Raw genomic sequence first — 25944 nt, 5'->3', positions numbered from 1 at the left:
CTTCATTAAATAGCCGTTAAACAGAATAGTTACTCGATATTGATGAAAATGGGTTAGCCTATATTAACTAGGATCAAGCAAGACATACATTTAAAATTCACCAATAAATAAGATATAGAAGAACTGAGTTATATGATTAGAAAACAATTAACCGGAACAGAAACAGGTTGGTGGGTTGTTAGTGCTGGCGGTCGAATTTGGTTACCAAAGGGTGACTTACCGAAAGGTTCAGCCCAATTCTGGTCATTAATAGGAAAAGAGGCTCTCCCTATTGGTGAATGGCAGGCGGAAACGATTTGGTTAATTATGGCAAAATCACCAACGGATATGTGTTCACCACGACGGATTGCAAATGAAGATGAGGGGCTATTTAAACTGGTTGGACGTGGTATTCAACTGGCAGAATTTTATCGTTCGCACCATTATTGTGGCTATTGCGGCAACAAAATGACAACTAGCTTAACCGAATGGGCATGTTTATGTGGTCATTGTCATGAGCGCTATTATCCGCAAATTGCACCCTGTATTATTGTTGCTATTCGGCGTGCTGATCATATCTTATTAGCACAACATCGGCGTCATAAAAAAAAGCCAATATTTACTGTATTAGCAGGATTTGTTGAACTAGGTGAAACGATTGAAGAAGCGGTGAAAAGGGAAGTAAAAGAAGAAAGTAATATTGAAATTAGCAATATTCGTTATATTGCTTCCCAACCATGGCCTTTTCCTCATTCATTAATGATCGGTTTTTTAGCTGATTATGCGAGTGGTAAAATACAGGCCAATCCTGATGAGTTAATTAGTGCGGACTGGTATCATCATAATAAATTACCGCTAATACCGCCTCCTGATACCATTGCTCGCCGTTTGATTGAAGATACACTGGCTTTATGTCGACAAGAGAATAATGACTTATATAAATAACAATATTAATCACACTATAACTAAGTTGTTGCGCATCTAGGCAACAATAAAAAGGCAAATACACGATGATAATGGCAATTTCTCATTGCCATTTAATGGAGCTAATAATGTCTGCATTAACAAATGATCGCTACTTACGCGCGCTATTACGGCAGCCTGTTGATAAAACTCCAGTATGGATGATGCGTCAGGCAGGTCGTTATTTACCTGAATATCGAAAAATTCGTGAGCAAGCTGGTGATTTTCTCTCACTATGCAAAAATACCGAGTTAGCCTGTGAAGTGACATTACAACCTCTACATCGTTTTCCATTAGATGCGGCGATTCTTTTTTCAGATATTCTTACTATTCCTGATGCGATGGGGCTAGGTCTCTATTTTTCAGTAGGAGAAGGGCCTAGGTTCCAGCGTCCTATTGGTTGTTTAGCTGATATAGAGAAACTGCCAATTCCTGATCCAGAACAAGAATTGGTTTACGTAATGAATGCAATACGCGCTATTCGCAAGGCGTTACAAGGCAAAGTGCCATTAATCGGTTTTTCTGGTAGTCCATGGACATTGGCAACTTATATGGTCGAAGGAGGAAGTAGTAAGGCTTTTACCCGCATTAAGAAGCTGATGTATACCGAGCCAAAAACGTTACATTTATTATTGGATAAATTGGCGCAAAGTGTCATTCTTTATTTAAATGCTCAGATACAGTCAGGTGCTCAATCAGTGATGATTTTTGATACTTGGGGTGGTGTATTAACTGGACGTGATTATTATCAATTTTCATTACATTACATGCATCAAATTATTGATGCTCTATTGCGAGAACATGAAGGCCGTAAAGTTCCGATAACATTATTTACTAAAGGTGGTGGCCAATGGTTAGAAGCAATGGCTGCGACCGGTTGTGACGCGTTAGGTATCGACTGGATGACAGATATTGAAGAGGCTCGCTCTCGTGTAGGAGATAAGGTGGCTTTACAGGGAAATATGGATCCTTCTATATTGTATGCATCAAAAGAACGTATTGAGCTTGAAGTTAAAACAATTTTAAAGCAATTTGGTCAAGGAAGTGGCCATGTATTTAATTTAGGTCATGGCATTCATCAGGACATTCCACCTGAACATGTTAAAAATTTTATTAATTCAGTACACAAATTATCAGAACAATATCAACAATAAGTAAGGTTTATCCAAAGAAAGAAAATGCTAATAAATAATAATTGTTATATTTTTTTATTGTTTATTAAATCCAAATTGAATATTTACAATTATTTGAATATATTTTTTTATATTTTGTGTTATAAAACAAATAATAAAATATATTTATATAAAATTTTTTTAAGTAAAAATAAATATGATTGATACCAAATTATTACGTCAGGAACAGACCATAAAAGCTAAACAAATTATTCTTACAGATAATTTTGCTATTCCTAATCTTATTGCTGGTGCTGATGTTGGATTTGAAGAAAAAGGTAGTATAACCCGAGCCGCAATGGTTGTTATGCGTTGGCCTTCACTTGCTATTGTTGAATATCATATTGCTCGTATACCGACTGAATTCCCTTATATTCCAGGTTTACTCTCTTTTCGAGAGTATCCTGCACTACTGGCTGTTTGGGAAAAACTGCAATATAAGCCTGATCTTATTATGGTTGATGGACAAGGCATTGCCCATCCTCGTCGTTTTGGTGTTGCTAGTCATTTGGGTCTTTTATTAGATATCCCAACGATTGGTATAGCAAAAAAACGTCTATGTGGTCACCATGAGGCTTTAGATGAAATAGTGGAAAGCTGCCAACCATTGAATGATAATAATGAACAAATTGGTTGGGTATTTCGTAGTAAAAAAAGATGTAAACCACTTTATATCTCACCTGGGCATAAAATCAGTTTAAACGCTTCACTATTATGGGTTAAGCGTTGTATTAAAGGTTATCGTTTACCTGAACCTACTCGTTGGGCTGATGGAATCGCTTCTAATAGAGCGTTTTTTAATCGAATGAAACAGAATTTGGCATAATTAAAGTTAAAATATGTGGAACCTGTTGATTTTCAGGTAAACTTCAGCGTAAAACGTAAGTGAGTAGAAATTGATGCTAAGAAACCCCATTCATTTGAGGTTGGCAAAATTAAATAGTTGGCAGCATATTACTTTCATGGCTTGTTTGTGTGAGCGTATGTATCCTAATTATCAATTATTTTGTAAACAAACGAGCTTTTTAAATCCAATACGTTATCGTATTATTTTAGATTTAATCTGGGAATCGCTGATTATTAAAGATAGTAAAATTGATTTTGATAATCAGTTGGAAAAATTAGAGGAAATTATTCCCGTCGCAAATAATTTTGATATATACGGGGTCCATCCCGCTATTGATGCATGTATCGCTTTAAGTGAAATAATTCATTCTTACTTAAGTGGGGAAACATTAGACGGTGCTATTGAAGTAAGTAAAATTTCGATTCGAACTATCGCAATGTTTGAGATGACTCGGACAGGTAAAGAGATGTCTGATGAAGAACTGAAAGAATTGCTTACCATTGAAGAAGAATGGGATATTCAATGGGAGATTTACCGTTTACTTACCGCTTGTGGAGAGCGGGATGTAGCGCTGATTAAAGGATTAAAATCCGACCTCCGTGAAGTCGGGATCAGCAATATTGGCATTAAGGTTACCTAATTTCCGTTCATAGTGTTTAAAAACGTGATTTGGTACCATAAATGCTGACTTTTAACGCTTCACATTCGCCCATACTATGTTCTACAGTGAAGGCGGAGAGGAGTGCTTTCGGGACGTATATTAAGAATTAATAAGTTCTACATATCCAACGTACTCGATGCTATGCAAATGATAAACACACTGTGTAAGGATAACTTATGAATAAGACTGTAAATGAGACCATGAAAAAGGGTGATGTAGTTCAATATGTCATGCAAAAAGCAAACCTAAATAAGACTCAAGCTAAAAATGCGTTAGAAGCACTCATCGAATGTATTACAGATGCACTGAAAGAAGGTGAGCAAGTTCAATTCGTTGGTTTTGGTACTTTTAGGACTAATCATCGTGCAGCGCGTATTGGTCGTAATCCTAAAACAGGTGCAGAACTCAAAATTGAAGCGGCTAATGTGCCAGTATTTGTTGCTGGAAAATCACTGAAAGAAGCAGTTAAGTAATTCAGTTGCCAAATAAGATATTCAGAGGGGGTATTAAACCCCTTTTATTGATTGGGCGTATTCTCATTTTACTTGGCGCTATTTCACTACTTGGCGCTTGCACCAGTCAATCCAAAATCCCCGAATTTAGCGCTAGTGGATTTATCTCCGACGCCGGCGTTGTTCGGCTATGGCGCTTAAATGATCAAAACAGTAACCCGCAAGTAATCGTTGCTGTATATAGTCCTTACCAAGGAAAAAATACGACCATTACTTTTTTTGAATATCGTCAAGGTAAACTTTGGCAAATTCGACATCAATCTTTTGACTATAAAAATAAAGAACAACAGCAGCTAAGATTTGATCAAAATGACCATGTTATTTTTATGCAGCGCAAAGTAAATGATAACAAAGTTTCTCTAACTGAGGATGATATAGTTCGCTGGCGCTTTGAATCAGACCGTTTAATTGAGCTCAGCACCACGCTTATTGCTGGTAATGTTCATCTCTACCAAGGGTATTGGCGTAAAGGACAAATTATAACTTGTAGCGGTGAAAAACGTGATGTATCGTTTACTGCTCAGGCTGAAAATCGGTTGCTGCAAAGAGCGAAGACGAGTTCAGGTGACTTAGCTATTGCTTGGTTAGAAGCGCCAGAAGGCAACGAGTTATTGCTCGTTGCCAATGAGAATTTCTGTCTGTGGGCACCAACAAAAGACAAACTTTAAAGGTTTTATTTTAAACGAGCCAGTGCACGATAACCGATATCATCCCGATAGAAACAACCCGTCCAAGATATTTTTTCTGCTTGCTGATAAGCAGTTTTTTGTGCATCAAGAATTGTATTGCCAAGTGCGGTAACACAAAGTACACGGCCACCGGCAGTGATAACCTGGTTTTGTTTTAACTCTGTCCCGGCGTGAAAAATTTTGCATGATTCTGATGGTTTATCAGTAATTCCGTGAATAATATCACCTTTCCGATAATTAGCTGGATAACCTTTAGCAGCCATGACAATACCTAAGGCAGGGCGTTCATCCCAAGATGATATTTTACCCGCTAACTCTCCTTTTGCGCCGGCCAGACAAAGTGCTACCAGATCGGATTGTAAACGCATCATAATAGGTTGGGTTTCGGGATCACCAAATCGACAATTAAACTCAATAACTTTCGGGTTTCCCAGTTTATCTATCATTAATCCTGCATATAGAAAACCTTGATATCGCCGCCCTTCAAGCGTCATACCTTGTACTGTAGGATAAATAATTTGATCCATTACACGTTGATGAATAATGTCTGTGACAACTGGAGCAGGAGAATATGCGCCCATGCCACCCGTATTTGGCCCGCTATCATTATTGCCAACACGCTTATGATCTTGACTTGTTGCCATGGGAATGACATTTTCACCATCAACCATTACGATAAAACTAGCTTCTTCGCCGTCAAGAAACTCTTCAATAACAATACGATGACCCGCCTGGCCAAAGGTGTTACCGGCAAGCATGTCTAGAACAGCATTTTTTGCTTCTTCTAAGGTCATAGCAACAACGACGCCTTTACCTGCGGCTAGCCCATCCGCTTTAATAACAATTGGGGTGCCCATTTTGTCTAAGTAGGCGAGAGCGGGTTCAATTTCGGTAAAGTTCTGATAAGTGGCGGTTGGAATATGATGACGAGTAAGAAAATCTTTCGTAAAAGCTTTAGAGCCTTCTAACTGTGCTGCATTTTGACTAGGACCAAAGATCGTTAAACCGGCATCTTGAAAAGCATCAACTACACCGAGGATTAAGGAGATTTCTGGTCCAACGATGGTTAAACCAATATTATTATTTTTGGCAAAATCGACTAATCCTGCAATATCGGTTACTGCAATATTAATATTGGTTAGTTTTTTTTCTAATGCAGTACCGGCATTACCGGGTGCAACATAAACCTTGTCAGCAAGAGGTGATTGTGCTGCTTTCCATGCTAAAGCATGCTCACGACCACCATTGCCAATAATTAAAATATTCATGCTATTACTCTCTAGATTAGTGGCGGAAATGGCGCATATCAGTAAAAATCATCGCCATATCATGTTCATTAGCTGCAGCTATGATTTCATCGTCACGAATTGAACCACCTGGTTGGATAACACAGGTTATGCCAGCTGCTGCGGCAGCATCAATACCATCTCGGAATGGAAAGAAAGCATCAGATGCCATTGCACATCCGACAAGTTCCAAACTTTCATCCTGTGCTTTTAATGCTGCGATTTTTGCTGAATAAACACGGCTCATTTGTCCAGCGCCAATACCGATTGTCATATTATTTTTGGCATAAACAATAGCATTGGATTTTACAAATTTGGCCACTTGCCAACAAAACAGCGCATTTTCTATCTCTTGTTCGCTTGGCTGACGCTTAGAAACAACACGCAAATCAGCTTTGGTAATTAAGCCTAGATCGCGATCTTGCACTAATAAACCGCCATTTACGCGTTTGAAATCTAAACTCGCAACTGCAAAATGCCATTGGCCACATGCCAGAACACGCACATTCGGTTTACTTGCAAGTATTGCTAGGGCATCTTCATTGACAGCGGGGGCAATAATGACTTCAACAAATTGGCGCTCAATAATTGTTTTAGCCGTATTTGCATCTAATTCACGATTAAATGCAATAATACCACCAAATGCTGAGGTTGGATCAGTTTTGAAAGCATGATCATAAGCGGTACAGATATCGTTACTGATTGCAACGCCGCAAGGATTAGCGTGTTTGACAATGACACATGCAGGTTTGGAAAAACTTTTTACGCACTCCAAGGCTGCATCAGTGTCAGCAATATTATTATAAGAAAGCGACTTACCTTGTAGCTGTCTTGCTGTAGAGACAGAGGCTTCGACTCTATTTTCTTCGATATAAAAAGCAGCAGCTTGATGACTATTTTCGCCGTAACGCATATCCTGCTGCTTAATAAAATTCAGGTTTAATGTACGAGGAAATTTACCTGAAGGCTGGTTGAGCTCGCCATAATAAGAAGGCACTAACTTACCAAAATAGTTAGCAATCATTCCATCATAAGCTGCGGTATGTTCAAAAGCTTTAACTGCCAAGTCAAAGCGAAACATGTCAGTTAGCGAATTTTGATGATTATCCATCTCTTCGATGATCTTGGAATAATCCTGACTATTAACCACAATAGCGACATCTTTATGATTTTTGGCGGCCGAACGGATCATGGTTGGCCCACCAATATCAATGTTCTCAATGGCATTTTCCAGCGTACAATCTGGCTTTGCAACCGTTTCAGCAAAAGGGTAAAGATTAACAACAACCATATCAATTGGCGTAATATGATGCTGTTGCATTATTTCATCATCTTGCCCGCGCCGACCGAGAATACCGCCATGTACTTTTGGGTGAAGTGTCTTGACGCGGCCAGCCATCATTTCTGGCCATCCTGTATAATCCGAAACCTCTATAACTGTTAACCCGGCCGCTAGCAATAATTTAGCTGTACCGCCAGTAGAGATAAGTTCAACCTTACGTTCAGATAGAGCTTTGGCAAATTCAACAATACCTTCTTTGTCAGAAACACTCAGTAGAGCACGCTGAATAGGGTGGAGTTGTGGCATGAAATATATCCCTTGGAATAATAAAATGTTTTAACACATTGATTAAATTTTATGGCTATTTGCAATTACAAATCATATTCGAGAATAACGGTTTTTAATTAAATATTTTTTGTCGCAAACGCAATTGTAACGCAAACGTTTGCGTATTTCGCTAAATTTTTTATCATTTTATTTTTGTGGATAACTCTGTTAATAATTCGGTATAATATAACGCTTTGCTGTTTAATTAATCAAATAAACAAAATTATGCAAAATAAACTTGCCAGCCGCATAAAACTCCCTATAATGCGCCCCCACTGAGTCAGTATAGAACCAATCAGTTGAAGTGGATTTTAGCGACGCAGGGTAAAGAAAAGTAGAAATAACTACTTGACTTTACAGGTGAAAAGCGTAATATACGCCACCTCGCGACTCGGGTCGCACGCTCTTTAACAATTAATCAGACAATCTGTGTGGGCACTCGCAAGACATCATCAAAAACTATTTGAAGATTAAGTCTTGAAGAGTGACAAAACAGTTAATTCATATATGAACTAATAAGCAGTAACGTTATTTTGGGCAACGGCGAAGGCAGTAAAATGTCGACAAAGTAGCAAAAAAAAGCGTTACGGCCAGTAAAACATTCTTTGAGCATCAAACTTTTAATTGAAGAGTTTGATCATGGCTCAGATTGAACGCTGGCGGCAGGCCTAACACATGCAAGTCGAGCGGCAGCGGGAGAAAGCTTGCTTTCTTGCCGGCGAGCGGCGGACGGGTGAGTAAGGTATGGGGATCTGGCCGAAGGCGGGGGATAACCACTGGAAACGGTGGCTAATACCGCATAATCTCTAAGGAGCAAAGTGGGGGACCTTCTGGCCTCACACCTTCGGATGAACCCATATGAGATTAGCTAGTAGGTGGGGTAAAGGCTCACCTAGGCGACGATCTCTAGCTGGTCTGAGAGGATGATCAGCCACACTGGGACTGAGACACGGCCCAGACTCCTACGGGAGGCAGCAGTGGGGAATATTGCACAATGGGCGCAAGCCTGATGCAGCCATGCCGCGTGTATGAAGAAGGCCTTCGGGTTGTAAAGTACTTTCAGTCGTGAGGAAGGTGTTAAGGTTAATAGTCTTAGCAATTGACGTTAGCGACAGAAGAAGCACCGGCTAACTCCGTGCCAGCAGCCGCGGTAATACGGAGGGTGCGAGCGTTAATCGGAATTACTGGGCGTAAAGGGCACGCAGGCGGTTAATTAAGTTGGATGTGAAATCCCGGGCTTAACCTGGGAATGGCATTCAAGACTGGTTAGCTAGAGTCTTGTAGAGGGGGGTAGAATTCCATGTGTAGCGGTGAAATGCGTAGAGATGTGGAGGAATACCGGTGGCGAAGGCGGCCCCCTGGACAAAGACTGACGCTCATGTGCGAAAGCGTGGGGAGCAAACAGGATTAGATACCCTGGTAGTCCACGCTGTAAACGATGTCGATTTGGAGGTTGTGGTCATGAACTGTGGCCTCCGGAGCTAACGCGTTAAATCGACCGCCTGGGGAGTACGGCCGCAAGGTTAAAACTCAAATGAATTGACGGGGCCCGCACAAGCGGTGGAGCATGTGGTTTAATTCGATGCAACGCGAAGAACCTTACCTACTCTTGACATCCAGCGAAGCCTTTAGAGATAGAGGCGTGCCTTCGGGAGCGCTGAGACAGGTGCTGCATGGCTGTCGTCAGCTCGTGTTGTGAAATGTTGGGTTAAGTCCCGCAACGAGCGCAACCCTTATCCTTTGTTGCCATCGAGTTATGTCGGGAACTCAAAGGAGACTGCCGGTGATAAACCGGAGGAAGGTGGGGATGACGTCAAGTCATCATGGCCCTTACGAGTAGGGCTACACACGTGCTACAATGGCGTATACAGAGAGAGGCGAGCCTGCGAGGGGAAGCGGAACTCAGAAAGTACGTCGAAGTCCGGATTGGAGTCTGCAACTCGACTCCATGAAGTCGGAATCGCTAGTAATCGCGGATCAGCATGTCGCGGTGAATACGTTCCCGGGCCTTGTACACACCGCCCGTCACACCATGGGAGTGGGTTGCAAAAGAAGTAGGTAGCTTAACCTTCGGGATGGCGCTTACCACTTTGTGATTCATGACTGGGGTGAAGTCGTAACAAGGTAACCGTAGGGGAACCTGCGGTTGGATCACCTCCTTACCGAGATAGATGGAATGTGAGTGTTCACACAGATTGTCTGATGAAATCGAGAGTAAAGCCAATCTAAGATTGACTGAAGACCTTGAAGTCCCCTTCGTCTAGAGGCCTAGGACATCGCTCTTTCACGGCGGTAACAGGGGTTCGAATCCCCTAGGGGACGCCACTTCGGTGATTAGAAAGGCCGCACATCAATATTTTGGTGTGTTGTGAAGCTCATGCTGGCTTGCTATGGACTTTACTCAATAATGATTAAGCCAATTCAACGAGTTGGTTTAACAATTATGCTCTTTAACAATCTGGAACAAGCTGAAAATTGAAACACACATTATTGAGAAAAATAATGTGGAGAACTCTCAAACTCCAACGTGAAGTGTATTCGCTGTCAGGAAGGCAGGCATTATGAGCGAGCAGTCAGGAATTCGAGGCGGCCAGCGCGCAGCAAGCGCAGCGTACAAAAGTACGTGAGCATTGCGAGCACTGCCCAACAAAGAATTGCTGCACGCGCAGCCATAACCTATCAGAATGATAGTGAAATAAAGACATCTTCGGGTTGTGAGGTTAAGCGAACGAAGCGTACACGGTGGATGCCTAGGCAGTCAGAGGCGATGAAGGACGTGCTAATCTGCGAAAAGCGTCGGTAAGCTGATATGAAGCGTAATAGCCGGCGATGTCCGAATGGGGAAACCCAGTGCATTAATGCACTATCGTTTGATGAATTCATAGTCAAACGAGGCGAACCGGGGGAACTGAAACATCTCAGTACCCCGAGGAAAAGAAATCAACCGAGATTCCCCTAGTAGCGGCGAGCGAACGGGAGCAGCCCAGAGTCAGCATCGATATTAGTATCAGGAGAAGGGTCTGGAAAGGCCAGCAATAAAGGGTGATAGCCCGTATCCGAAGATGTTAGTATTGTGAGCTCGAAGAGTAGGGCGGGACACGTGTTATCCTGTCTGAATATGGGGGGACCATCCTCCAAGGCTAAATACTCCTGACTGACCGATAGTGAACCAGTACCGTGAGGGAAAGGCGAAAAGAACCCGGCGAGGGGAGTGAAAAAGAACCTGAAACCGTGTACGTACAAGCAGTGGGAGCCCCACCACCAAAGTATTTCTGCACGCTGTTTGGCGGTTGGCGGAGCGTAGCGACGCCCAACCAATCCAATCAAGCAGTGTAAGTCCCAACGAATCAAGGCGCGTGATTTAGATTGAATCAGGTAAAATCTGATTTAAGACGCATCAGGCCAATTGACTGGGATGGGGTGGGTTGCCGAAGGCAACCGCCGCAAAGTACGGAGTACTTTGGGGTGGGGTGACTGCGTACCTTTTGTATAATGGGTCAGCGACTTATATTCTGTAGCAAGGTTAACCGCATAGGGGAGCCGTAGGGAAACCGAGTCTTAACTGGGCGTTAAGTTGCAGGGTATAGACCCGAAACCCGGTGATCTAGCCATGGGCAGGTTGAAGGTTGGGTAACACTAACTGGAGGACCGAACCGACTAATGTTGAAAAATTAGCGGATGACTTGTGGCTGGGGGTGAAAGGCCAATCAAACCGGGAGATAGCTGGTTCTCCCCGAAAGCTATTTAGGTAGCGCCTCGTGAATTCATCTTCGGGGGTAGAGCACTGTTTCGGCTAGGGGGTCATCCCGACTTACCAACCCGATGCAAACTACGAATACCGAAGAATGTTATCACGGGAGACACACGGCGGGTGCTAACGTCCGTCGTGAAGAGGGAAACAACCCAGACCGCCAGCTAAGGTCCCAAAGTCATGGTTAAGTGGGAAACGAAGTGGGAAGGCTTAGACAGCCAGGATGTTGGCTTAGAAGCAGCCATCATTTAAAGAAAGCGTAATAGCTCACTGGTCGAGTCGGCCTGCGCGGAAGATGTAACGGGGCTAAACCATGCACCGAAGCTGCGGCAGCAACAGCAATGTTGTTGGGTAGGGGAGCGTTCTGTAAGCCGTCGAAGGTGGACTGAGAGGTCTGCTGGAGGTATCAGAAGTGCGAATGCTGACATAAGTAACGATAAAGCGGGTGAAAAACCCGCTCGCCGAAAGACCAAGGGTTCCTGTCCAACGTTAATCGGGGCAGGGTAAGTCGACCCCTAAGGCGAGGCTGAAAAGCGTAGTCGATGGGAAACGGGTTAATATTCCCGTACTAAGGGTTACTGCGAAGGGGGGACGGAGAAGGCTAGGCTATCCGGGCGACGGTTGTCCCGGTTTAAGCGTGTAGGTGGGTCGTGCAGGCAAATCCGCATGGCTATAACACTGAGGCGTGATGACGAGCCACCAAGGTGGTGAAGTAGTTGATGCCAAGCTTCCAGGAAAAGCCTCTAAGCGATAGGTAACCGTTAATCGTACCCCAAACCGACACAGGTGGTTAGGTAGAGAATACTCAGGCGCTTGAGAGAACTCGGGTGAAGGAACTAGGCAAAATGGTGCCGTAACTTCGGGAGAAGGCACGCTGGCGTTAGGTGAAGTGGTTCGCCCATGGAGCTGAAGCCAGTCGCAGATACCAGCTGGCTGCAACTGTTTATTAAAAACACAGCACTGTGCAAACACGAAAGTGGACGTATACGGTGTGACGCCTGCCCGGTGCTGGAAGGTTAATTGATGGGGTAAGCCGTAAGGCGAAGCTCTTGATCGAAGCCCCAGTAAACGGCGGCCGTAACTATAACGGTCCTAAGGTAGCGAAATTCCTTGTCGGGTAAGTTCCGACCTGCACGAATGGCGTAATGATGGCCAGGCTGTCTCCACCCGAGACTCAGTGAAATTGAACTCGCTGTGAAGATGCAGTGTACCCGCGGCAAGACGGAAAGACCCCGTGAACCTTTACTATAGCTTGACACTGAACATTGAGCCTTGATGTGTAGGATAGGTGGGAGGCTTTGAAGTGTGGACGCCAGTTCGCATGGAGCCAACGTTGAAATACCACCCTTTAATGTTTGATGTTCTAACTTAGGCCCGTAATCCGGGCTGAGGACAGTGTCTGGTGGGTAGTTTGACTGGGGCGGTCTCCTCCCAAAGCGTAACGGAGGAGCACGAAGGTTGGCTAATCACGGTCGGACATCGTGAGGTTAGTGCAAAGGCATAAGCCAGCTTGACTGCGAGCGTGACGGCGCGAGCAGGTACGAAAGTAGGTCTTAGTGATCCGGTGGTTCTGAATGGAAGGGCCATCGCTCAACGGATAAAAGGTACTCCGGGGATAACAGGCTGATACCGCCCAAGAGTTCATATCGACGGCGGTGTTTGGCACCTCGATGTCGGCTCATCACATCCTGGGGCTGAAGTAGGTCCCAAGGGTATGGCTGTTCGCCATTTAAAGTGGTACGCGAGCTGGGTTTAGAACGTCGTGAGACAGTTCGGTCCCTATCTGTCGTGGGCGAAGGAAGATTGAGGGGGGCTGCTCCTAGTACGAGAGGACCGGAGTGGACGCACCACTGGTGTACAGGTTGTCATGCCAATGGCATAGCCTGGTAGCTAAGTGCGGAAGAGATAACCGCTGAAAGCATCTAAGCGGGAAACTTGCCTCAAGATGAGTCTTCCCTGACAGCAATGTCCTATAAGGGGTGTTCGAGACGAGGACGTAGATAGGCTGGGTGTGTAAGCGTAGCGATACGTTGAGCTAACCAGTACTAATGACCCGAGAGGCTTAACCTGACAACACCGAAGGTGTTTTGAGAAGAGAGAAGAAAATTTTAGCTTGTTCGGAGATTGACTCCTGTAGGAATTTACGTGAATGGCAGTGAGCTGGCGCTAGGTGCATACTGAGGTATGTGAATGAGGCGAAAGGCTGGCCGAGATAGCAGCGTAATGAAACAGGATAGCGAAAAAAGAATTTGTCTGGCGGCAATAGCGCGGTGGTCCCACCTGACCCCATGCCGAACTCAGAAGTGAAATGCCGTAGCGCCGATGGTAGTGTGGGGTCTCCCCATGTGAGAGTAGGGAGCTGCCAGACTTTAATTATGTTAAAAAAGCCACCTAAGGGTGGCTTTTTGACGTTTTATTGTTTGATTTTATAACTCTTATCTATTGTCTGTATATCTACACTAATAGACTATATAATTAATATATATGAATTGAGTTTTGATATATGCATTCTGATAATCATAATGAATTAAAAAATTATAATACTTTTAGTCTTGATGCCAAGGCGAAAGCAATATACTCAGCTACTTCAGTAGAAGAATTGCTTATGTCATGGAAAAACGCACGATTGAAAGGGTTGCCTGTTTTATTATTGGGCGGTGGAAGTAATGTTCTCTTCATTAGTGACTTTGATGGCCTAGTCATTTTAAATCGAATTACGTCACTGGTGATAACTGAATCATCCCAGGAATGGTTTATTCATGTCGGCGCTGGAAATAATTGGCATCAATTGGTTAAAGAGCTTATAAAAAGTGGCATTTATGGATTGGAAAATATGGCTTTAATACCAGGTTCTGTAGGGGCTGCGCCTATACAAAATATCGGTGCTTATGGCATGGAATTTAAAGATGTATGTCACTATGTCGATGTGGTTAATCTAAATAATGGTAAACAATATCGTTTAGATGCCACTGAATGTCAATTTGGTTACCGAGATAGTATTTTTAAGCATAAATATCGTGAAAATTTTGCTATCGTTTCAGTTGGTTTAAAACTTAATAAACAATGGAAACCAATATTAACATATGCTGGTTTGACTTCTTTAGCCGCACAAACAGTAACAGCGCAAACTATCTTTGATGCGGTGTGTAAAATGCGGCAAAGTAAGTTACCTGATCCACTTTTAGTAGGAAATGCGGGTAGTTTTTTTAAAAATCCCGTTATTTCTAATATGGCTGCAAATCAAATAAAGGCACGTTATCCTCGATGTCCAGAATATCCGCAAACGGATGGTACAGTAAAACTTGCTGCCGGATGGCTAATTGATCAATGTGATCTAAAGGGTTTTCAATGTGGTGGTGCAGCGGTACATAACGATCAGGCATTGGTTTTAATTAATAAAAATAAAGCGACTGGAAAAGATATTGTAGATTTAGCCCGTTATATTCAAAAAAAAGTTATAGAAAAATTTGCTATTACACTAGAACCAGAAGTGCGTTTTATTGGTAAATATGGAGAAGTAAACGCTATGGATGCTATTTCATGAAAGATGCAACGACTCCTTTAAAACTTATCACAATACTTTCTGATGGTAGTATACATTCAGGTGAGCAGTTAGGTGAATTACTTGGCATGACGCGAGCTGGTATTAATAAGCATATTTATACACTTCGTGAATGGGGTATTGAAGTTAATACTATAACTGGTAAGGGCTATCAACTTACTAGAAAAATGGATTTATTAGACTATGAGCGTATCTATGGTTTAGTGAGACGCGGAAATATAATTGTTAAACCGGTGATTAATTCTACTAATCAATATCTACTTGAACGCATTGAGCAATTAAGTTCTGGTGATGCTTGTGTTGCAGAATATCAAACCGCCGGCAGAGGGCGACGTGGTCGCTATTGGGCTTCTCCTTTCGGCTGTAATCTTTATTTATCACTATACTGGCATCTAGACCAAGGGCCGGCCGCCGCCATGGGACTAAGTTTGGTTGCGGGAATTGTAATAGCCGAGACCCTTAATAAATTGAGCGGTAGTAATATAAAAGTTAAATGGCCTAATGATCTTTATCTTAATGAAAAAAAGCTTGCTGGTATCTTAATTGAAATGATAGGTAAAACTGGCGATGCGGCGCATATTGTGATTGGTATAGGGCTTAATATTGCAATGAGTTGCAATTATGAAACAAATATTAATCAAGGATGGATTAATCTTGAGCAGGCTGGTATTCAAATAGAAAGAAATGTGATCGCTGGTCAGATTATTTTGGCATTACGCCATGAATTAGTGCAATTTGAGAAATATGGTCTTGTTCCTTTTATTAAACGTTGGCTGGCGTTGGATAATTTTTTACATAAAAAAGTAAAGTTGCATATAGGTGATCATCTTGAGGTCGGTATCGTGAAAGGAATTAATGAACACGGCGCAATTTTGTTAGAACAAAATGGTGAAATTGTTTCTTATATAGGTGGTGAAATTTCATTACGGCCAGATAATTAGAACAATTGAGTCGAAGTTTTTCATCGACCCAATATTTGAAATTATTTTCTTAATCTAACATTTGTAATGGAATGATTAGAGCCTTTAGTCATGATCAAACTGGCTCTTTCTTTGGTTGGTATTATATTCTCTTCCAAATTTATTTTATTAATTTCTTCCCATATTGTTTTAGCCGTTTTGATCGCCTCTTCTTGCTCTAATTTAGAATAATGGTAAAAATAGGCGTGAGGATCAGAGAAGGCGCCTTGGCAGAATTTCAAAAATCGACTGATATACCATTTTTTTAATAAATTTTCCGGAGCATCAACATAAATGGAAAAATCGACAAAGTCAGATACGAAAACATGATGCGGAGCATGTGGATAATCCATCCCGCTTTGCAAAACGTTTAAACCTTCCAAAATAAGAATGTCTGGCTGTTCAATTACTTGCTTTTTACCAGGAACAATATCGTAAGTAAAATGCGAATATACTGGAGCAGTGACTTGCTTAACCCCTGATTTTATATCAGAAACAAATTTTACTAAACGATGCATATCATAGGATTGCGGAAACCCTTTTTTTTTCATTATCCCACGTTCGTTTAAAATTCGATTGGGGTATAGAAAACCATCTGTTGTAATAAGATCAACTTTGCGATGTTCGGGCCAGCGACTTAATAAAGTTTGTAATAGGCGGGCTGTGGTACTTTTACCAACCGCAACACTACCTGCAATACCGATGACATAAGGTACTTTAGTACCATTAGTACCTAAAAATTGTTCTAAAATGGTTTGCCTACCTAAATTTGAACTGATATAGAAATTAAGCAGTCTTGAAATAGGAAGATAAATTTTATTTACTTCATCCATTGAAATTTCATCATTAATGCCCTTCAGTTCCAGCAGTTCTTTATCCGTTAGTAGCTCTAGTGGAACAGAATCACGTAAAGTTGCCCAATGTTCACGGTCAAATTCTAAATAAGGTGTTATTGAAAAGTTTTGTTGTTGTTTCATAAGTCAACATTTACCTGTGTACAGGTTGTCATAATCATTCATAACCAATAGAAAATAGATTGCATAATAACGATTGAATATCTTTAGGCGTAGAGTTTTTTCTGTTTTTTTGTATCAAATAAATAATTGATCACAATTTATCCGTTTTTTATTTTTAGTAATAAAATAATATTGTATGATTTACGATATGTTTTATTAGTGAGAAAAATTTGATGTCGTTTTTCACTAGAGTATATAGTAAATAAAAAATTTAGTGCTGGTGAGTATTTAAACATTTACTATAGAAAAAAGCAGCAAAAATGGTTAAAGTGAATACTTTATAAGCAAAAAAACAATTTTTTTAATTTTTTTGTTGCAACATGCTCGTTCTCTACCTAGAATGCGCAGCACCTGATGCCGGCATAGCTCAGTTGGTAGAGCAACTGACTTGTAATCAGTAGGTCCCGAGTTCGACTCTTGGTGCCGGCACCATTAAAAATTTGGATATAAGTAAAAGGTGGGATTCCCGAGCGGCCAAAGGGAGCAGACTGTAAATCTGCCGTCACAGACTTCGAAGGTTCGAATCCTTCTCCCACCACCATAAAGTTTCATCTTAAGTGTTCAGCTTAAAATGCTACCTCAATGCAAAATACTTAAGATAAAATTTGCAGCTGATTAAAGTCAGGTAGCCGAGTTCATCGCGGGCATCGTATAATGGCTATTACCTCAGCCTTCCAAGCTGATGATGCGGGTTCGATTCCCGCTGCCCGCTCCAAGATGTGCTGATATAGCTCAGTTGGTAGAGCACACCCTTGGTAAGGGTGAGGTCGGCAGTTCGAATCTGCCTATCAGCACCACTCCTAGAAAGTGTTCTTAATTGTTCCCTGATTTTTTTCCTGCGATAAAACAAGCAACGAATATATAATTTTCACTGCTTGGTTAATGTGGTGTAACCACCGATTCCGTGTCTTAGAGGGACAATCTAATGTCTAAAGAAAAATTTGAACGTAAAAAACCGCACGTTAACGTTGGTACAATCGGCCACGTTGACCATGGTAAAACAACTTTAACCGCTGCAATCACCACCGTATTAGCGAAAAAATATGGTGGAAGTGCGCGTGCATTTGATCAAATTGATAATGCACCAGAAGAAAAAGCGCGCGGGATCACCATTTCTACATCTCACGTAGAATACGATACCCCTAGCCGTCATTATGCCCACGTAGATTGCCCAGGCCACGCAGATTATGTAAAAAACATGATCACTGGTGCAGCACAAATGGACGGCGCAATTTTAGTGGTAGCGGCAACCGATGGTCCAATGCCACAAACTCGTGAGCATATCCTATTAGGTCGCCAAGTAGGTGTTCCTTATATCATCGTTTTCCTGAACAAATGTGATATGGTTGATGATGAAGAGTTGCTGGAATTGGTTGAAATGGAAGTGCGTGAGCTGCTTTCTCAGTATGATTTCCCAGGAGATGACACGCCGGTAATCAGAGGTTCAGCGTTGAAAGCGCTGGAAGGCGTTGCAGAGTGGGAAGAGAAAATTATTGAGTTAGCCGATGCGCTGGATAGCTATATTCCAGAACCAGAGCGTGCGATAGATAAGCCATTCTTGTTGCCAATCGAAGATGTGTTTTCGATCTCAGGTCGTGGAACGGTAGTAACAGGCCGTGTAGAGCGTGGTATTGTTAAAGTTGGTGAAGAAGTCGAAATCGTCGGCATTAAAGAGACGACGAAGACGACGTGTACTGGCGTAGAAATGTTCCGTAAACTGTTAGACGAAGGTCGTGCAGGTGAAAACGTAGGTGTTTTATTACGTGGTACCAAGCGTGAAGATGTCGAACGTGGTCAAGTATTGGCCAAACCAGGCTCAATCAAACCGCATACTCAATTTGAATCAGAAGTTTATATTTTGAGCAAAGATGAGGGCGGACGCCACACGCCATTCTTTAAGGGGTACCGTCCTCAGTTTTATTTTAGAACGACGGATGTAACGGGCACAATCGAATTGCCAGAAGGCGTAGAGATGGTAATGCCAGGCGATAATATCAACATGAAAGTGACGTTGATAGCGCCAATCGCGATGGATGAAGGGCTGCGTTTTGCGATCCGTGAAGGTGGTCGTACAGTAGGTGCGGGTGTCGTTGCTAAAATTATTGCTTGATTAGATATTAAATTTGAAAAAAGAGGCGAAAGCCTCTTTTTTATGATAGCCATAAAATTATTACCGTTACTCTAATTTTCTGTCTATATAATTCAAACCAACATTGAAATATTGAAATGAAAATTATTATCATTTAATATTGCTGCGAGAATTTAATTTACAGGTATGAAAAATGTACGTCTGTCTATGTAATCGAATTAGTGATAAAACAATAAAAACTTTAGTTCGGGATAATCGCATAACTTCCATTAGTGGATTAAAGAAGTGTGTATCTATTGGTAGCCATTGTGGGAAATGCCTGCCTCAAGCAACCCAGCTAATTAAGAAGGAACAAATAAATTTAACTGCTGTTACTGAAATTGACGCAGTGCAATGAATTAATAGAATAAATTTAAGTGTTATAAAAAACCTATCTAGCTTTACTCAATAAATTACTCGTCATTTTTTCAATAAAAATATTTTTCTATTCTATGCGTCTAACAATTTCTATCTACACTTTAGATACTGGAAGTGGAGGAAAAAAATGAAAGGCGATAAAAAAATGATCACCCATTTAAATAAATTATTGGGTAATGAGCTTGTTGCAATCAATCAATATTTTTTACATGCTCGTATGTTTAAAAATTGGGGTTTATTACGTCTTAATGATATTGAATATGAAGAATCTATTGATGAGATGAAACATGCTGATAAATATATAGAAAGGATCCTCTTTCTTGAAGGGATACCTAATTTGCAGGATTTAGGTAAATTAAATATTGGTGAGAATGTGGAAGAAATGCTTAAATCTGATTTACTGCTTGAACTGGACGGTGCGAAAGATCTGCGTTCAGCAATCACTTATGCAGATTCAGTTGGTGATTATGTTAGTCGTGATTTAATGATTGAAATACTAACCGATGAAGAAAAACATATTGATTGGCTGGAAACGCAATTGGCGTTGATAGCAAGCATAGGCCTAAAAAATTACCTACAATCTCAACTCCGAGAAGAGAAATGATTTAACTGATATTTATTTTTTATTTATTAAGATTTTTATAAATGTTGTTGCATAAGATTTTTATACACAAATTTTATGCAATTTTTTTTATCTACGGCTTGCTCTTATTTTGAAATTACGTATAATGCACGGGCTCTTTAATTTAGGGGCCTAGCCGTAAAAGGCTAGCATGCAGTAAAACTGCATTAAAACAATACCTCCGATTTGGAGGTTATTATGAGAACGATTACACTCCCCCATCAATCGAAATGGGTGCGAGGAGTAATTTTTTACGTTTATAAAATAGTTGGAGCTCTGGTCTCATGCAGAACCAAAGAATCCGTATCCGCCTGAAAGCCTTTGATCATCGTTTAATTGATCAATCAACTGCGGAAATCGTTGAAACTGCTAAGCGCACTGGCGCTCAAGTACGTGGTCCGATCCCGTTACCTACACGTAAAGAACGTTTTACCGTTCTGATTTCGCCGCATGTTAATAAAGATGCACGTGATCAGTACGAAATTCGTACTCATAAGCGTCTGGTTGACATCGTTGAGCCAACTGAGAAAACCGTTGATGCTCTGATGCGTCTGGATCTGGCTGCCGGTGTAGATGTGCAGATCAGCCTGGGTTAATCAGGTCGTTGCGCGATTGAGAGGTTGAAACAATGATTGGTTTAGTCGGGAAGAAAGTAGGAATGACGCGTATCTTCACTGAAGATGGTGTTTCTATTCCTGTAACTGTTATCGAAATTGAAAATAACCGAGTGACTCAGGTTAAGAGCCTGGAAACAGATGGTTATAATGCAATACAGGTTACTACCGGTAGCAAAAAAGCAAACCGTGTAAAAAAACCTGAAGCTGGGCATTTTGCTAAAGCTGGTGTTGAAGCTGGTCGTATCCTACGTGAATTTCGTTTGAGTGAAAATGAAGAATTTACAGTAGGTCAAAGCATTAGTGTTGAAATTTTTGCTGACGTCAAGAAAGTCGACGTTACTGGTACCTCCAAAGGTAAAGGCTTTGCTGGTACGGTTAAACGCTGGAATTTCCGCACTCAGGACGCTACTCATGGTAACTCCTTGTCACACCGTGTTCCGGGTTCTATTGGTCAAAACCAAACTCCGGGTAAGGTATTTAAAGGCAAGAAAATGGCAGGCCAATTGGGTAATGAACGTGTAACTGTTCAAAGTCTGGATGTAGTACGCGTTGACGCTGAGCGTAATCTGCTGTTGGTCAAGGGTGCTGTTCCAGGTGCGACTGGTAGCAACCTGATTGTAAAACCAGCTGTTAAGGCGTAACGTCGAGGAGATAGGAATGGAATTGGTAATGAAAGACGCGCAAAGCGCGCTGACTGTTTCCGAAACTACCTTCGGGCGTGATTTCAATGAAGCGCTTGTGCATCAAGTAGTTGTTGCGTATGCAGCTGGTGCTCGTCAAGGTACTCGTGCTCAGAAAACTCGTGCTGAGGTTTCAGGTTCTGGTAAAAAACCATGGCGTCAGAAAGGCACTGGTCGTGCACGTGCTGGTTCAGTTAAGAGCCCAATTTGGCGCTCTGGTGGTGTCACTTTCGCAGCGAGACCACAGGACCACAGTCAAAAAGTAAATAAAAAAATGTACCGCGGTGCTTTGAAAAGCATCTTGTCTGAATTGATACGTCAAGATCGTCTAATTGTTGTCGAAAAATTTGCTTTGGAAGCGCCAAAAACTAAGCTTCTAGTGCAAAAATTAAAGGAAATGGCTCTGGATGACGTATTGATCGTCACGAATGAGGTTGATGAAAATTTATTTTTAGCAGCCCGCAACTTATACAAAGTTGATGTTCGTGATGCAATAGGTATCGATCCTGTTAGTCTAATTGCCTTCGACAAAGTAGTTATGACTGCTGACGCTGTGAAGCAAATTGAGGAGATGCTAGCATGATCCGTGAAGAACGTCTGCTAAAAGTACTACGTGCACCGCATGTCTCTGAAAAAGCTTCTACAGCGATGGAAAAAAGTAACACCATCGTGCTTAAAGTTGCGAAAGATGCGACTAAAGCAGAGATTAAGGCTGCCGTACAAAAACTGTTCGAAGTTGAAGTCAAAGGTGTAAATACTTTACTGGTTAAAGGCAAAACCAAACGCCACGGTCAGCGAATTGGTCGTCGTAGCGACTGGAAAAAAGCTTACGTCACTCTGAAAGAAGGCCAGAATCTGGACTTCATCGGTGGTGCAGAGTAAGTCGGAGGAGTAAAGAACAATGGCAGTTGTTAAATGTAAACCTACGTCTCCGGGCCGTCGCCACGTAGTTAAAGTGGTTAACCCTGAGCTGCATAAGGGTAAACCTTATGCTCCGTTGCTAGAAAAAAGCAATAAAACCGGTGGACGTAACAATAATGGCCGTATTACTACGCGTCATATTGGTGGTGGTCACAAGCAGCATTATCGTCTGATTGACTTTAAACGTAATAAAGATGGTATTGCTGCTACTGTTGAGCGTCTGGAATATGATCCAAACCGTTCTGCGAATATTGCATTAGTTCTCTATAAAGATGGAGAACGTCGCTATATTCTGGCACCAAAAGGCTTAAAAGCTGGTGACCAAATTCAGTCTGGTGTAGATACAGCAATTAAAGCAGGTAATGCTTTACCTATGCGTAACATTCCTGTCGGTTCAACAGTTCATAATGTTGAGCTTAAACCAGGTAAAGGCGGTCAGTTGGCTCGTTCAGCTGGTGCTTATGTGCAAATCGTTGCACGTGATGGTAGTTATGTAACTATCCGTCTACGTTCTGGCGAAATGCGTAAAGTACTTTCTGATTGCCGTGCAACATTAGGTGAAGTTGGTAATGCGGAGCATATGCTACGTGTTCTGGGTAAAGCTGGTGCTAGCCGCTGGCGTGGAATTCGCCCTACCGTTCGTGGTACAGCGATGAACCCAGTAGACCATCCACATGGTGGTGGTGAAGGTCGTAACTTTGGTAAACACCCTGTAACACCTTGGGGCGTTCAAACCAAAGGTAAGAAGACCCGTAGCAATAAGCGTACTGATAAATATATCGTACGTCACCGTTCTAAAAAATAATTAGAGGATAAACCATGCCACGTTCTCTCAAGAAAGGTCCTTTTATTGACCTGCACTTGCTGAAGAAGGTAGAGAAAGCGGTGGAAAGCGGAGACAAAAAGCCTCTCAAGACTTGGTCCCGTCGTTCAACGATCTTTCCTAACATGATCGGTTTGACCATCGCTGTCCATAATGGTCGTCAGCATGTTCCAGTTTATGTTACCGACGAAATGGTTGGTCATAAATTGGGTGAATTCGCGCCGACCCGTACTTATCGCGGCCATGCGGCCGATAAAAAGGCCAAGAAACGTTAAGGTAGGAGGAAGAGATGGAAACTATCGCTATGCATCGCCACGCTCGTTCTTCTGCTCAGAAGGTTCGTTTAGTGGCTGATCTGATTCGCGGTAAGAAAGTGTCGCAAGCTCTGGAAATTCTGAACTATACCAACAAGAAAGCTGCTGGTTTAGTGAAGAAAGTACTTGAGTCTGCTATCGCTAACGCCGAGCACAACGATGGTGCTGATATTGATGACTTAAAAGTTACGAAAATTTTCGTTAACGAAGGTCCAACTATGAAACGCATCATGCCTCGCGCGAAAGGCCGTGCAGATCGTATTTTGAAGCGCACCAGCCACATTACTGTGGTTGTGTCCGATCGCTGAGACTCTGGAGACTAGCAATGGGTCAGAAAGTACATCCTAATGGTATTCGCCTGGGTATTGTCAAACCTTGGAACTCTACTTGGTATGCGAATACAAAAGAATTCGCTGACAACCTAGACAGCGATTTTAAAGTACGCCAGTATTTGAATAAAGAACTGGCAAAGGCATCTATTTCACGTATCGTTATCGAACGTCCTGCGAAGAGCATCCGTGTAACTATTCACACCGCTCGTCCTGGTATCGTTATCGGTAAAAAAGGTGAAGATGTCGAGAAACTGCGTAAGACAGTAGCAGATATTGCTGGTGTTCCTGCGCAAATCAATATTGCTGAAGTACGTAAGCCTGAACTAGATGCTAAATTAGTGGCTGATAGTATCGCTTCACAGCTGGAACGTCGTGTTATGTTCCGTCGAGCTATGAAACGTGCGGTACAAAATGCTATGCGTCTAGGTGCAAAAGGCATAAAAGTGGAAGTCAGTGGTCGTTTAGGCGGCGCTGAAATTGCACGTACTGAGTGGTATCGTGAAGGCCGTGTGCCGTTGCACACTTTGCGTGCTGATATCGATTATAACACTGCAGAAGCGCACACCACTTATGGTGTACTCGGCGTTAAAGTATGGATCTTCAAAGGTGAGATTCTAGGTGGTATGGCTGCTGTTGAACAGGTAGAGAAACCGACAGTTCAACCTAAAAAGCAGCAGCGTAAAGGCCGCAAGGAGAGTCGCTGATGTTACAACCAAAGCGTACGAAATTCCGTAAAATGCATAAAGGTCGCAATCGCGGTCTGGCTGCGGGTACGGATGTTAGCTTCGGCACTTTCGGTCTGAAGGCAGTAGGTCGTGGACGTCTGACTGCACGTCAGATTGAAGCGGCACGTCGTGCCATGACCCGTGCAGTTAAGCGTCAGGGTAAAATCTGGATCCGTGTGTTCCCAGATAAACCTATTACTGAAAAGCCACTTGAAGTGCGTATGGGTAAAGGTAAAGGTAACGTAGAGTATTGGGTTGCCTTGATCCAACCTGGCAAAGTTCTTTATGAAATGGACGGTGTTCCAGAAGAGCTAGCTCGTGAAGCATTCAAGTTGGCAGCAGCAAAACTGCCTATCAAAACCACCTTTGTAACTAAGACGGTGATGTAATGAAAGCACAAGAGCTGCGCGAAAAAAGCGTTGAAGAGTTGAACACTGAACTGCTTAATCTGCTACGTGAGCAATTTAACTTGAGTATGCAGGCAGCAAGTGGACAGCTGCAACAGTCTCACCTGTTGAAACAAGTACGTCGTGATATTGCACGCGTTAAGACTTTATTGACTGAAAAGGCGGGTGCGTAATGAGCGATAAAATCCGTACTTTGCAAGGTCGTGTAACTAGCGATAAGATGGAGAAATCTATTGTCGTTGCTATTGAGCGTATGGTAAAACATCCTTTATATGGTAAGTTTATCCGTCGTACGACCAAATTGCATGTACATGACGAGAACAATGAATGTGGTATCGGTGATCTAGTGGAAATCCGTGAAACCCGCCCACTGTCCAAAACAAAGTCATGGACACTTGTTCGCGTTGTAGAAAAAGCTGTTCTGTAATAGGATAGCCATTTCATAATAGAATAAGCGGCTCTTAATCAAAGCGGCCGTTTATTTTTTCTGTCCATATTGATGATGTGGTGTTATAATGCTGCGCCCTCATGTATGGGTAATTGTACTGCCTCTTCAATTTATATAAGAAGCGGCTTAGTTGTAGTTGACATTTAGCGGAGCACTAAAATGATCCAAGAACAGACTATGCTGAACGTAGCCGACAACTCCGGCGCACGTCGCGTAATGTGTATCAAGGTTCTAGGTGGCTCGCACCGTCGCTACGCAGATGTAGGTGATATCATCAAAATTACTGTTAAAGAAGCAATTCCACGCGGTAAGGTGAAAAAAGGTGATGTCCTGAAAGCGGTAGTGGTGCGCACCAAGAAGGGTGTTCGTCGCCCTGACGGTTCTGTCATTCGCTTCGATGGCAATGCTTGTGTGTTGTTAAACAATACAAGTGAGCAAGTTATCGGTACGCGTATTTTTGGGCCGGTAACTCGTGAACTTCGTACTGAGAAGTTTATGAAAATTATCTCTCTGGCACCAGAAGTACTCTAAGGAGCGGGCACA

Annotated in this window: 26 protein-coding genes, 5 tRNA genes and 3 rRNA genes; 31 read left to right on the top strand and 3 right to left on the bottom strand. The window is 42.3% G+C overall.

The features are described from left to right. The first annotated feature begins 132 nt into the window (after positions 1–132). The 6 genes from nudC (at position 133) to QE177_RS13525 (ending at position 4802) form a co-directional block, all read left to right on the top strand. The gene (gene nudC, locus QE177_RS13550; protein WP_280550420.1) at positions 133–924 is read left to right on the top strand and encodes an NAD(+) diphosphatase; all 792 of its coding nucleotides are present in this window, start codon (positions 133–135) and stop codon (positions 922–924) included. A gap of 107 nt (positions 925–1031) precedes the next feature. Beyond that, positions 1032–2096, top strand: coding sequence for a uroporphyrinogen decarboxylase (hemE, locus tag QE177_RS13545; protein ID WP_280550418.1), 1065 nt, complete (start codon positions 1032–1034; stop codon positions 2094–2096). 175 nt (positions 2097–2271) lie between these two features. Next, a complete protein-coding gene (nfi, locus tag QE177_RS13540) occupies positions 2272–2940 on the top strand; it encodes a deoxyribonuclease V (RefSeq protein ID WP_280550416.1) in 669 nt (222 codons plus the stop codon). A gap of 73 nt (positions 2941–3013) precedes the next feature. Then, positions 3014–3601, top strand: coding sequence for a DUF416 family protein (locus QE177_RS13535; protein ID WP_280550414.1), 588 nt, complete (start codon positions 3014–3016; stop codon positions 3599–3601). A 221-nt stretch (positions 3602–3822) separates the two neighbouring features. Continuing rightward, a complete protein-coding gene (locus tag QE177_RS13530; protein WP_026823508.1) occupies positions 3823–4095 on the top strand; it encodes an HU family DNA-binding protein in 273 nt (90 codons plus the stop codon). 5 nt (positions 4096–4100) lie between these two features. After that, positions 4101–4802, top strand: coding sequence for a DUF1481 domain-containing protein (locus tag QE177_RS13525; RefSeq protein WP_280550412.1), 702 nt, complete (start codon positions 4101–4103; stop codon positions 4800–4802). 5 nt (positions 4803–4807) lie between these two features. Here the strand turns inward: QE177_RS13525 and purD are convergent, their stop codons facing one another. Next, on the bottom strand, positions 4808–6091 hold the full coding sequence (purD, locus tag QE177_RS13520) for a phosphoribosylamine--glycine ligase (RefSeq protein ID WP_280550410.1): 1284 nt from the start codon (positions 6089–6091) through the stop codon (positions 4808–4810). Between the two features lie 16 nt (positions 6092–6107). Next, positions 6108–7697, bottom strand: a complete 1590-nt coding sequence (gene purH, locus QE177_RS13515) for a bifunctional phosphoribosylaminoimidazolecarboxamide formyltransferase/IMP cyclohydrolase (protein WP_280550408.1) — start codon at positions 7695–7697, stop codon at positions 6108–6110. Positions 7698–8339: 642 nt separating this feature from the next. Between purH and QE177_RS13510 the strand changes: the two genes are divergently transcribed. From QE177_RS13510 to birA, 6 genes are all read left to right on the top strand, one after another. Next, positions 8340–9880: ribosomal RNA gene (locus QE177_RS13510) — 16S ribosomal RNA — on the top strand. An 87-nt stretch (positions 9881–9967) separates the two neighbouring features. After that, positions 9968–10043 (top strand) — tRNA-Glu (locus QE177_RS13505). Between the two features lie 393 nt (positions 10044–10436). Further along, a 23S ribosomal RNA gene (locus QE177_RS13500) occupies positions 10437–13539 on the top strand. Between the two features lie 182 nt (positions 13540–13721). After that, positions 13722–13837, top strand: a 5S ribosomal RNA gene (rrf, locus tag QE177_RS13495). The 16S, 23S and 5S rRNA genes sit together here with 1 tRNA gene alongside, the layout of an rRNA operon. Positions 13838–13972: 135 nt before the next feature. Beyond that, positions 13973–15013 carry a UDP-N-acetylmuramate dehydrogenase gene (gene murB, locus QE177_RS13490; protein ID WP_280550406.1) on the top strand — a complete coding sequence of 347 codons (1041 nt, stop codon included), beginning with the start codon at positions 13973–13975 and terminating at the stop codon, positions 15011–15013. Next, positions 15010–15972, top strand: a complete 963-nt coding sequence (gene birA / locus QE177_RS13485) for a bifunctional biotin--[acetyl-CoA-carboxylase] ligase/biotin operon repressor BirA (protein WP_280550404.1) — start codon at positions 15010–15012, stop codon at positions 15970–15972. Before murB ends, birA begins: the two co-directional genes overlap by 4 nt. 41 nt (positions 15973–16013) lie before the next feature. On the opposite strand, the gene coaA is transcribed toward birA, so the two are convergent. Beyond that, positions 16014–16967, bottom strand: coding sequence for a type I pantothenate kinase (gene coaA / locus QE177_RS13480; RefSeq protein WP_280550403.1), 954 nt, complete (start codon positions 16965–16967; stop codon positions 16014–16016). Positions 16968–17362: 395 nt separating this feature from the next. Here coaA and QE177_RS13475 point away from each other — a divergent pair. The 19 genes from QE177_RS13475 (at position 17363) to rplN (ending at position 25932) form a co-directional block, all read left to right on the top strand. Beyond that, positions 17363–17438, top strand: a tRNA-Thr gene (locus QE177_RS13475). A gap of 24 nt (positions 17439–17462) precedes the next feature. Further along, positions 17463–17547 (top strand) — tRNA-Tyr (locus tag QE177_RS13470). Between the two features lie 99 nt (positions 17548–17646). Beyond that, a tRNA-Gly gene (locus QE177_RS13465) sits at positions 17647–17721 on the top strand. Positions 17722–17727: 6 nt separating this feature from the next. Continuing rightward, positions 17728–17803: transfer RNA gene (locus QE177_RS13460), tRNA-Thr, on the top strand. A 128-nt stretch (positions 17804–17931) separates the two neighbouring features. Continuing rightward, positions 17932–19116, top strand: a complete 1185-nt coding sequence (gene tuf / locus QE177_RS13455) for an elongation factor Tu (RefSeq protein ID WP_280550401.1) — start codon at positions 17932–17934, stop codon at positions 19114–19116. 172 nt (positions 19117–19288) lie between these two features. Next, positions 19289–19492, top strand: coding sequence for a (2Fe-2S)-binding protein (locus QE177_RS13450; protein WP_280550398.1), 204 nt, complete (start codon positions 19289–19291; stop codon positions 19490–19492). A gap of 147 nt (positions 19493–19639) precedes the next feature. After that, on the top strand, positions 19640–20116 hold the full coding sequence (gene bfr / locus QE177_RS13445) for a bacterioferritin (RefSeq protein ID WP_280550396.1): 477 nt from the start codon (positions 19640–19642) through the stop codon (positions 20114–20116). Between the two features lie 302 nt (positions 20117–20418). Continuing rightward, entirely contained in the window at positions 20419–20730 is a 312-nt protein-coding gene (rpsJ, locus tag QE177_RS13440) for a 30S ribosomal protein S10 (RefSeq protein WP_001181005.1), read from the top strand. Positions 20731–20762: 32 nt separating this feature from the next. Further along, positions 20763–21392 carry a 50S ribosomal protein L3 gene (gene rplC / locus QE177_RS13435; RefSeq protein ID WP_026823180.1) on the top strand — a complete coding sequence of 210 codons (630 nt, stop codon included), beginning with the start codon at positions 20763–20765 and terminating at the stop codon, positions 21390–21392. A 16-nt stretch (positions 21393–21408) separates the two neighbouring features. Then, positions 21409–22014 (top strand): 50S ribosomal protein L4, encoded by a 606-nt coding sequence (gene rplD / locus QE177_RS13430; protein ID WP_280550388.1) that lies wholly within the window; start codon positions 21409–21411, stop codon positions 22012–22014. Then, positions 22011–22313, top strand: a complete 303-nt coding sequence (rplW, locus tag QE177_RS13425) for a 50S ribosomal protein L23 (RefSeq protein WP_032116384.1) — start codon at positions 22011–22013, stop codon at positions 22311–22313. Before rplD ends, rplW begins: the two co-directional genes overlap by 4 nt. 19 nt (positions 22314–22332) lie before the next feature. Further along, positions 22333–23157 carry a 50S ribosomal protein L2 gene (gene rplB, locus QE177_RS13420; protein WP_280550387.1) on the top strand — a complete coding sequence of 275 codons (825 nt, stop codon included), beginning with the start codon at positions 22333–22335 and terminating at the stop codon, positions 23155–23157. 14 nt (positions 23158–23171) lie between these two features. Next, on the top strand, positions 23172–23450 hold the full coding sequence (gene rpsS / locus QE177_RS13415) for a 30S ribosomal protein S19 (RefSeq protein ID WP_026823176.1): 279 nt from the start codon (positions 23172–23174) through the stop codon (positions 23448–23450). Positions 23451–23464: 14 nt separating this feature from the next. Then, positions 23465–23797: a 50S ribosomal protein L22 gene (gene rplV, locus QE177_RS13410; protein ID WP_026823175.1), complete on the top strand. Its 333-nt coding sequence runs from the start codon at positions 23465–23467 to the stop codon at positions 23795–23797. A 17-nt stretch (positions 23798–23814) separates the two neighbouring features. Further along, positions 23815–24525: a 30S ribosomal protein S3 gene (gene rpsC / locus QE177_RS13405; RefSeq protein ID WP_032116387.1), complete on the top strand. Its 711-nt coding sequence runs from the start codon at positions 23815–23817 to the stop codon at positions 24523–24525. Then, positions 24525–24935 (top strand): 50S ribosomal protein L16, encoded by a 411-nt coding sequence (gene rplP, locus QE177_RS13400; protein WP_032116388.1) that lies wholly within the window; start codon positions 24525–24527, stop codon positions 24933–24935. Before rpsC ends, rplP begins: the two co-directional genes overlap by 1 nt. Then, a complete protein-coding gene (rpmC, locus tag QE177_RS13395) occupies positions 24935–25126 on the top strand; it encodes a 50S ribosomal protein L29 (RefSeq protein ID WP_280550384.1) in 192 nt (63 codons plus the stop codon). The genes rplP and rpmC overlap by 1 nt, the downstream gene beginning before the upstream one ends. Further along, complete coding sequence (gene rpsQ, locus QE177_RS13390) at positions 25126–25380, top strand: 30S ribosomal protein S17 (protein ID WP_026823171.1); 255 nt, start codon at positions 25126–25128, stop codon at positions 25378–25380. Before rpmC ends, rpsQ begins: the two co-directional genes overlap by 1 nt. A gap of 180 nt (positions 25381–25560) precedes the next feature. Next, complete coding sequence (gene rplN, locus QE177_RS13385) at positions 25561–25932, top strand: 50S ribosomal protein L14 (protein WP_026823170.1); 372 nt, start codon at positions 25561–25563, stop codon at positions 25930–25932. Positions 25933–25944 lie beyond the last annotated feature (12 nt).

Source organism: Arsenophonus sp. aPb, from assembly GCF_029873475.1.
GTDB lineage: Bacteria > Pseudomonadota > Gammaproteobacteria > Enterobacterales > Enterobacteriaceae > Arsenophonus.
This window is presented reverse-complemented; position numbering and strand designations above follow the sequence as displayed.

Bases quoted from the DNA above. Each gene is read 5' to 3' on its own strand.
- nudC (WP_280550420.1), top strand. From the start codon at position 133: ATGATTAGAAAACAATTAACCGGAACAGAAACAGGTTGGTGGGTTGTT.
- hemE (WP_280550418.1), top strand. From the start codon at position 1,032: ATGTCTGCATTAACAAATGATCGCTACTTACGCGCGCTATTACGGCAG.
- nfi (WP_280550416.1), top strand. From the start codon at position 2,272: ATGATTGATACCAAATTATTACGTCAGGAACAGACCATAAAAGCTAAA.
- QE177_RS13535 (WP_280550414.1), top strand. From the start codon at position 3,014: ATGCTAAGAAACCCCATTCATTTGAGGTTGGCAAAATTAAATAGTTGG.
- QE177_RS13530 (WP_026823508.1), top strand. From the start codon at position 3,823: ATGAAAAAGGGTGATGTAGTTCAATATGTCATGCAAAAAGCAAACCTA.
- purD (WP_280550410.1), bottom strand. From the start codon at position 6,091: ATGAATATTTTAATTATTGGCAATGGTGGTCGTGAGCATGCTTTAGCA.
- purH (WP_280550408.1), bottom strand. From the start codon at position 7,697: ATGCCACAACTCCACCCTATTCAGCGTGCTCTACTGAGTGTTTCTGAC.
- murB (WP_280550406.1), top strand. From the start codon at position 13,973: ATGCATTCTGATAATCATAATGAATTAAAAAATTATAATACTTTTAGT.
- birA (WP_280550404.1), top strand. From the start codon at position 15,010: ATGAAAGATGCAACGACTCCTTTAAAACTTATCACAATACTTTCTGAT.
- coaA (WP_280550403.1), bottom strand. From the start codon at position 16,967: ATGAAACAACAACAAAACTTTTCAATAACACCTTATTTAGAATTTGAC.
- tuf (WP_280550401.1), top strand. From the start codon at position 17,932: ATGTCTAAAGAAAAATTTGAACGTAAAAAACCGCACGTTAACGTTGGT.
- QE177_RS13450 (WP_280550398.1), top strand. From the start codon at position 19,289: ATGTACGTCTGTCTATGTAATCGAATTAGTGATAAAACAATAAAAACT.
- bfr (WP_280550396.1), top strand. From the start codon at position 19,640: ATGAAAGGCGATAAAAAAATGATCACCCATTTAAATAAATTATTGGGT.
- rpsJ (WP_001181005.1), top strand. From the start codon at position 20,419: ATGCAGAACCAAAGAATCCGTATCCGCCTGAAAGCCTTTGATCATCGT.
- rplC (WP_026823180.1), top strand. From the start codon at position 20,763: ATGATTGGTTTAGTCGGGAAGAAAGTAGGAATGACGCGTATCTTCACT.
- rplD (WP_280550388.1), top strand. From the start codon at position 21,409: ATGGAATTGGTAATGAAAGACGCGCAAAGCGCGCTGACTGTTTCCGAA.
- rplW (WP_032116384.1), top strand. From the start codon at position 22,011: ATGATCCGTGAAGAACGTCTGCTAAAAGTACTACGTGCACCGCATGTC.
- rplB (WP_280550387.1), top strand. From the start codon at position 22,333: ATGGCAGTTGTTAAATGTAAACCTACGTCTCCGGGCCGTCGCCACGTA.
- rpsS (WP_026823176.1), top strand. From the start codon at position 23,172: ATGCCACGTTCTCTCAAGAAAGGTCCTTTTATTGACCTGCACTTGCTG.
- rplV (WP_026823175.1), top strand. From the start codon at position 23,465: ATGGAAACTATCGCTATGCATCGCCACGCTCGTTCTTCTGCTCAGAAG.
- rpsC (WP_032116387.1), top strand. From the start codon at position 23,815: ATGGGTCAGAAAGTACATCCTAATGGTATTCGCCTGGGTATTGTCAAA.
- rplP (WP_032116388.1), top strand. From the start codon at position 24,525: ATGTTACAACCAAAGCGTACGAAATTCCGTAAAATGCATAAAGGTCGC.
- rpmC (WP_280550384.1), top strand. From the start codon at position 24,935: ATGAAAGCACAAGAGCTGCGCGAAAAAAGCGTTGAAGAGTTGAACACT.
- rpsQ (WP_026823171.1), top strand. From the start codon at position 25,126: ATGAGCGATAAAATCCGTACTTTGCAAGGTCGTGTAACTAGCGATAAG.
- rplN (WP_026823170.1), top strand. From the start codon at position 25,561: ATGATCCAAGAACAGACTATGCTGAACGTAGCCGACAACTCCGGCGCA.